8 protein-coding genes and 1 pseudogene are annotated in these 6,074 nt (G+C 64.6%); 5 read left to right on the plus strand and 4 right to left on the minus strand.

Annotated features, from left to right (window positions below; translation table 11 throughout):
- Positions 1-102: 102 nt before the first annotated feature.
- A complete protein-coding gene (locus MOV75_RS24285; RefSeq protein ID WP_246925932.1) occupies positions 103-900 on the plus strand; it encodes an aldolase in 798 nt (265 codons plus the stop codon).
- Between the two features lie 6 nt (positions 901-906).
- Here the strand turns inward: MOV75_RS24285 and MOV75_RS24290 are convergent, their stop codons facing one another.
- Positions 907-2,136: a lytic murein transglycosylase gene (locus MOV75_RS24290; RefSeq protein ID WP_246925934.1), complete on the minus strand. Its 1,230-nt coding sequence runs from the start codon at positions 2,134-2,136 to the stop codon at positions 907-909.
- 145 nt (positions 2,137-2,281) lie between these two features.
- Here MOV75_RS24290 and MOV75_RS24295 point away from each other — a divergent pair, with 145 nt between their 5' ends.
- Together MOV75_RS24295 and MOV75_RS24300 are read left to right on the plus strand one after the other, a co-directional pair.
- Positions 2,282-2,542 carry a hypothetical protein gene (locus tag MOV75_RS24295; protein ID WP_246925935.1) on the plus strand — a complete coding sequence of 87 codons (261 nt, stop codon included), beginning with the start codon at positions 2,282-2,284 and terminating at the stop codon, positions 2,540-2,542.
- A 62-nt stretch (positions 2,543-2,604) separates the two neighbouring features.
- Positions 2,605-2,856 (plus strand): hypothetical protein, encoded by a 252-nt coding sequence (locus tag MOV75_RS24300; RefSeq protein ID WP_309486817.1) that lies wholly within the window; start codon positions 2,605-2,607, stop codon positions 2,854-2,856.
- Between the two features lie 33 nt (positions 2,857-2,889).
- Here the strand turns inward: MOV75_RS24300 and MOV75_RS24305 are convergent, their stop codons facing one another.
- Complete coding sequence (locus MOV75_RS24305; protein ID WP_246925939.1) at positions 2,890-3,420, minus strand: MarR family winged helix-turn-helix transcriptional regulator; 531 nt, start codon at positions 3,418-3,420, stop codon at positions 2,890-2,892.
- 54 nt (positions 3,421-3,474) lie between these two features.
- Between MOV75_RS24305 and MOV75_RS24310 the strand changes: the two genes are divergently transcribed.
- Both MOV75_RS24310 and MOV75_RS24315 read left to right on the plus strand, forming a co-directional pair.
- On the plus strand, positions 3,475-3,954 hold the full coding sequence (locus tag MOV75_RS24310; protein ID WP_246925943.1) for a carboxymuconolactone decarboxylase family protein: 480 nt from the start codon (positions 3,475-3,477) through the stop codon (positions 3,952-3,954).
- A gap of 21 nt (positions 3,955-3,975) precedes the next feature.
- The gene (locus tag MOV75_RS24315) at positions 3,976-4,476 is read left to right on the plus strand and encodes a cupin domain-containing protein (RefSeq protein WP_246925944.1); all 501 of its coding nucleotides are present in this window, start codon (positions 3,976-3,978) and stop codon (positions 4,474-4,476) included.
- Positions 4,477-4,528: 52 nt separating this feature from the next.
- On the opposite strand, the gene MOV75_RS24320 is transcribed toward MOV75_RS24315, so the two are convergent.
- Together MOV75_RS24320 and MOV75_RS24325 are read right to left on the minus strand one after the other, a co-directional pair.
- Positions 4,529-5,515 carry a DUF808 domain-containing protein gene (locus MOV75_RS24320; protein WP_246925945.1) on the minus strand — a complete coding sequence of 329 codons (987 nt, stop codon included), beginning with the start codon at positions 5,513-5,515 and terminating at the stop codon, positions 4,529-4,531.
- An 82-nt stretch (positions 5,516-5,597) separates the two neighbouring features.
- A pseudogene (locus MOV75_RS24325) lies at positions 5,598-6,074 on the minus strand (M23 family peptidase); the annotation flags it as partial.

Genomic DNA, 6,074 nt, shown 5'->3' on the forward strand with positions numbered 1-6,074 from the left:
GGCGTGAGCCGCGCAGGGCAGGGCGGCACGCGCAGGGGCTGACGCGCAGGCGCAGCCCCTGTACAACGCGGGCAGCTCTCGACCAACAGAGGTGTCCTTCGCATGGCGCACAGCCTTCACGCTTCCTCACCCGCATCAGCGCCATTCCGCTCGAACCGGCCGGACCTTGAGACCGATGCGATCCGCACTGCGCGCGAGGACCTTGCCGCCTGCTTCCGCATGGCGGCGCGCAATGGCTTCGAAGAAGGCATCTGCAATCACTTCTCGGCTGTCGTGCCGGGCCATGACGATCTGTTCCTGGTCAACCCCTACGGTTACGCCTTCCGCGAGCTGACCGCGTCAAAGCTGCTGATCTGCGACTTCCACGGCAACGTGCTCGACGGCGAGGGCGTGCCCGAGGCGACCGCGTTCTATATCCACGCCGAGATGCACAAGCGCCTGCCGCGCGCCAAGGTCGCCTTCCACACCCACATGCCCTATGCGACGGCGCTGTCGATGACCGAGGGCGATCCGCTGATCTGGGCCGGACAGACTGCGCTGAAATTCTACGGCCGCACCGCGGTCGACCGCGACTATAACGGCCTTGCGCTCGACAACCGCGAGGGTGCGCGCATCGCATCAGCCGTTGGCGACGCCGACATCGTCTTCATGAAGCATCACGGCGTGATGGTGCTGGCGCCGACCATCGCGGAAGCATGGGACGATCTCTACTATCTCGAACGCGCCGCCGAGGTGCAGGTGCTGGCGATGTCGACGGGGCGAAAAGTGCTGCCCTTCGATCCCGCGATTGCGGCTGAGACCTACAGACAGATGCGCGAGGGCGATTCCGAATCCGCGCGATTGCATCTCGCCGCGATCCGGCGACAGCTCGATGCGGAGGAGCCGCAGTACCGGCACTGAGGTCGCCTACGACCCCTGCCGCAGCTTGGCCAGCACCTTGAGCCCGCCATAGCCGTCCGCCGGCGTGATCCCCGCGCGCTGCTGGAAATCCTTGATCGCCTTCATGGTGTCGTTGCCGACGCGGCCGTCGGTGCCGCCGGTGTCGAAGCCGGCCTTGGTCAGCCGCGTCTGCATCTCCTGCACCTCGGCGAGCGTCAGTGCGCGCTCCGAGCCGGGGAAGGGTTGAATGAAAGGCGGCGCCCCGAGGCAGCGGTCGCCGAGATGGCAGATCGCCAGCGCATAGTTCATCGACGGATTGTAACTCTTCACCGAGTAGAAGTTCGGTCCCAGCAGAAACGTCGGTCCGCCCGCGACCGGCGTCCACATCTGAGCGGATGCATTCGGTTGCGGGAACGGCTGGCCGTCGGCGCGGCTTACGCCGGCCGCCTGCCATGCCGCATAGGTACGGCTGCCGCTCATATTGGCGGCCGCGCGCACCTCATAGCCCCAATGCTCGCCGCGATGCCATTTGCCGCGATTGACGAGATATTTTGCGGTCGAGCCCAGTGCGTCGTCGGGCTTGCCGAACGGCGAGACCTTGCCGTCGCCGTCATAGTCGATGCCGACATTGAGCCAGACTTCCGGCATCCATTGCGAGTGCCCCATGGCCCCGGCCCAGGATCCCTGCATCTGCTCCGGCGTGCTCCAGCCCTTGTCGACGATGCGCAGCGCGTTGATCAGCTCGGTCTCCCAATAGGCCTTGCGGCGCGGCTCGTTCCAGGCGAGCGCGGCGAGCGAGGGAAACACCGGCGTCATGTGGTTCTGCTGCACCAGGGGATCGCCATAGGCGGACTCGACGCCCCACAGCGCCAGCAGCGTGCCGCGCTCGACGCCGAAATCGCGCTCGATGCGCGCGAGCAGTGCCTCGTTGTTCTTCAGGGCGATCTTGCCGTTGATGATGCGCCAGTCGGAAACGCGGCGGTTGATGTATTGCCAGACCTGTTCGTGGAATTCCGGCTGGCTGCGCATCTGCTTGAACACGCTCATGTCCGGCTCGACCCGCGCCATCGCGCGCTGCCAGGTCGCGGCAGAAATGCCCTTCGCCATCGCACGTGCGCGAAAGGCTTCGCGCCATTCGTCGAAGCCGGGAGGTGCGGCGAGGACGCGTGTCGGAAGTGCGAGCACAGCGGCTGCACCGAGCGTGGATTGAAGCAGGGCGCGGCGCGTCGGATGGAGCGAGGAATCAGCGTGTTTCATGGGCACATTCTAGCCTGAAACATGGCCTGTGTGCGCCGGTTCCTGGAACAACTGGGCGGCTAGGTTCTGCGTGACCGGATCAGGCATTCCGTCGGAACAAACTGTCGCAGTCCCGCATTCCCCCCGCACCACTGAGGAGGACAAGATGAGGAAATATCTGTTTGCCGCCGCCATGGTCACCGCCATCGCAGCGCCCGCGTTCGCGGACGAGGTCGGCGTTCATGTCGGCCCGGTCGGCGCGGGCGTGACGGTAGGTCAGTCCCATGAATATCGCGAGCGAGACCGCGATCGCGACCGTACCACCATCATCAAGGAGCGCGAGCCCGCCGACCGCACCACGGTGATCAAGAAGGAAGATGAATTCGGCAATCGCGAAAAGACCGTGATTCATCACGACAACGACTGATGCAGCAGGCCCCGGCCGGAGCGCCGGGGCCCATTCTGCTGCTCATCGAGATTCGGGGTGGAATGAAGATATACGCACATGCGGAAAGCCATGTCGTCGAGCTGGACGACGGATCGCAATGGCAGATATTTCCAGGCGATCTTGCGACCACATTGAGCTGGAAGCCCGAAACCGATCTGCACCTGGAGCCGAGCGGCGACCGGGTGAGTTCGCATGTGCTGGTGAATGACACGGACCTCAGCCGCGTGCGGGTGATCGCGGCGGGCGAGAGCTGGCCCGACGGCGCGGTTAAGGATGCACTGAAGGGCGGGTAGCATCCTCTTTGGGCACGAGGGGCGGAAGCCCGCCTAGTCCTCCTTCAAATCAGCTGCGATCCCAGCTAGCCACCGCCGGATGGCAGTTTCGTTCTTGCTGTCCAAGCCTTTCGCCAGCCTCTTCTCCAGTGCGACCACACGCTCCCTGCAGGCCTTCAGCAGCGTGGCACCGCGCGGCGTCAGCGTCCATTGCTGGATGCGGCCGTGGACGGGATGCGGCGTCATCAGAATCGCGCCGTCGCGTTCGAGGTTGCGGATGATGACGCCGACGGTCTGGGGCGTCAGGAAGGTGAGGCGGGCGACGTCGGCGCCGGACAGGCCCGGATAGGCGTTCAGCATCGTAAGCACCGCGAATTGCGGCGACGTCACGCCGAGATCGGCGAGCGTTCGTTCCATCGTCAGGCGGACCGCTGCATGGGCCTGGCGCAGGAGATAGCCGAGATAGCCTTGCACGCCGCGCTTGCCTTCTCCCGGCGCGGGTACGCGCACGGCGACGTCGTCGGCAGGTGCGGGCGCCTTGTACGCGGTTTTGGCTCTTGTGGCGGCTGCGGACTTGCGTGACATATAAGAGCTCTTATAAGATGTAAGCATTCGTACAATAAGACGAGGTGAATCGCAATGTCTCATGCCCGCAGCGAATACGAGGATTTCAAGAAGATCGCGCCCGACGTCTATGATTTGGTTCTGGCGCTCGGTCAGCTTGCAACCAAGGCCGGCCTCGACAAGCATCTCATCGAGCTCGTCAAGCTGCGCGCCTCGCAGATCAACGGCTGCGCCTTCTGCGTGCAGCACCACGTCCTGCTGTCGGAACGGATCGGCGTTCCCGCCGACAAGCTCCATCTGGTCGCGGTCTGGCGCGAGGCGCCGGTCTTTTCCGCGCGCGAGCGCGCGGCGCTGGCCTGGGCGGAGGCGCTGACCTTGCTGCCCGACGGCGTCAGCGACGAGGTCTACGCCGAAGCTGGCCGCGAGTTTTCAGAGACCGAGTTGATGTACCTAACCTCAGCGGTCACCTCGATCAACGTCTGGAACCGTTTTGGTGCTGCGTTTCGCTGGACGCCGGCAGCGCGGCCGGTCGCCGCGAATGCTGCGGCATCCTGATCAGCACGAGAGGAGGTCGCGATGACAGCAATGGGTTATTCTGCCGTGCAGCGTCCGGTGTCACGTTCGACGACATTCGCTGTCGTCGCAGGGCTCGCCTGCGCGCTTGCGATCGGCAAGGTGCTGCCGGTGACGATCGACAGTGTGTCAGGTGCACTGGCGCCGCTCTGCGCCACGGCGGCCGAGAGTTCGCCGCTCGACAAGGTCGAGCCGATCGGCTCCTACGCATTGCCAAACGTGCCGGGCAAGCGCGTCACCATCGTGCGTGTGTTCTACGGCCCGGGCGGATTTTCGCGTCCGCATCGTCACTCTGGATCCGTCACCGCCTACATCACCAAGGGCGAGATCCGGTCCCAGCTCGGCGGCGGTCCGGTCGAGACGTTTGGCGTCGGCCAGTCCTTCTTCGAGCCGCCGGGCTCGACGCATCTGGTCTCCGCCAATGCCAGTGCGACCGAGCCGGCAGAGTTGATCGCGGTGTTCGTGGCGGATGAGGGCGCGCAGCTCACGACGCTGCTTGAATAATCGGTAGCCCGGATGGAGCCAAGCGCAGTCCGGGGGACACGGCCGGTTGCCTTCAGGCCGGCGACGATCGCCTCAACCGTTGCCATGCCGGAGAGAGACCGTATTGGACGGCCGGAATCGCAAGCGCGCCGACAAGCAGTCCGAGCAAGCCTGAGATGGCCGCCTCGACCGACCATTCGATGATGCCGGCAACGGATGGAAGGGCATGGGCGGCGGCCTCGGTTGCGGCATGGACCGTGCGGCCAACCACGGGTGGGCCGTATTTTTCGATGCCATGCAGGATGATGCCGCCGCCGACCCAGATCATGGCGGCGGTTCCGATTGTGCTCAGCACCGCGAGGAAGACGGGCATACCGCGGACGAGTGTGCGTCCGAGCAAGCGGATCGGGCCGCCAATGATCGAGGCGCTGTCATAGCGCGCGAGGGCCATCCCAACATCGTCCGCTTTCACGATCAGGGCCACCACGCCGTAGACTCCGACAGTGATAAAGATGCCAACCAGCGCCAGCACCAGTGCCTGCGTCCAGATGCTGCCCGCCGGGATAGCCGCCAGCGTGATCGCCATGATCTCCGCCGACAGGATGAAATCGGTCTTGATGGCGCTCGCGACCTTCTCGTCTTCGACCGACCGGGCATTCAACGCAATTGGATGGAGCTGAGCTTCGTGGTGGTGCGCATGATGCGGCATCACGGCTTCGAGCACTTTCTCGGCACCCTCGTAGCAAAGAAAGGCTCCGCCCAGCATGAGCAGCGGCGTGACCGCGGCGGGAAGGAAATATCCAAGCAGCAGGGCAATGGGGAGCAGGATCAGCAATTTATTGCGCAGCGATCCGATCGCAATCTTACCGACGATCGGCAATTCGCGTTTCGAGGCAAAACCGATGACGTAATTCGGCGTGACGGCCGCATCATCGATGACCACGCCAGCCGCCTTTGTGCCTGCCTTGGCAGCCTGGCTCGCCACATCGTCGAGCGAGGCTGCCGCCACCTTTGCAATCGCCGCGACATCGTCGAGAAGACCGATCAGTCCGAGGCTCATCAACCGTGTCCCTTGCTTGTTCGAGCCTGCGGTGTGCGCGACATCAGCTCTTGCATCGACCAGCCTTGGAGCGGGCAAGCCGTCAATTGTCCTCGCCGCTCGATCCCTCGCGCAGGTCCGGCTTGAGAACGTCGTCCGGCAGCGCGTGTGCCACGGGCTGCGCCGTGACAGCGATCTCCGGGCCGACCTCGCGTCCGCGGGCACGGATGAGGCGTTCATAGGCGGAGACCAGGGTGACGTAGGGGCTGACCCAGATCCAGCCGTCGCGTGTGAACACCTGCACGTCGAAATGCAGGTGCATCGAGGTCCCGGCGGGATGGTCGAGATAGTTCGAGATGACACCGATCTTCTCGCCCTCGGTGACAATGCGGCCATTGACCACGCCGTCGGCGTTCAGCGCCTGCGGATTCATGTGCATGTAGCGGAAGCGGATGTGCTCGGTGCGGCTGTTGACTTGAAGCGTCGCGGCCTGGTCCTTGGCTCCGCGGATCACGATCGCGTCACGCACGGCGACGACGCCGCGCTGCTTGGGATCGCAGGGCTCGCGGCCTTCGCCGGG

The sequence above is a fragment of the Bradyrhizobium sp. PRIMUS42 genome (genome assembly GCF_023006515.1).
Taxonomy (GTDB): domain Bacteria; phylum Pseudomonadota; class Alphaproteobacteria; order Rhizobiales; family Xanthobacteraceae; genus Bradyrhizobium.

Bases quoted from the DNA above. Each gene is read 5' to 3' on its own strand.
- MOV75_RS24315 (WP_246925944.1), top strand. From the start codon at position 3,976: ATGACAGCAATGGGTTATTCTGCCGTGCAGCGTCCGGTGTCACGTTCG.
- MOV75_RS24310 (WP_246925943.1), top strand. From the start codon at position 3,475: ATGTCTCATGCCCGCAGCGAATACGAGGATTTCAAGAAGATCGCGCCC.
- MOV75_RS24285 (WP_246925932.1), top strand. From the start codon at position 103: ATGGCGCACAGCCTTCACGCTTCCTCACCCGCATCAGCGCCATTCCGC.
- MOV75_RS24290 (WP_246925934.1), bottom strand. From the start codon at position 2,136: ATGAAACACGCTGATTCCTCGCTCCATCCGACGCGCCGCGCCCTGCTT.
- MOV75_RS24305 (WP_246925939.1), bottom strand. From the start codon at position 3,420: ATGTCACGCAAGTCCGCAGCCGCCACAAGAGCCAAAACCGCGTACAAG.
- MOV75_RS24320 (WP_246925945.1), bottom strand. From the start codon at position 5,515: ATGAGCCTCGGACTGATCGGTCTTCTCGACGATGTCGCGGCGATTGCA.
- MOV75_RS24300 (WP_309486817.1), top strand. From the start codon at position 2,605: ATGAAGATATACGCACATGCGGAAAGCCATGTCGTCGAGCTGGACGAC.
- MOV75_RS24295 (WP_246925935.1), top strand. From the start codon at position 2,282: ATGAGGAAATATCTGTTTGCCGCCGCCATGGTCACCGCCATCGCAGCG.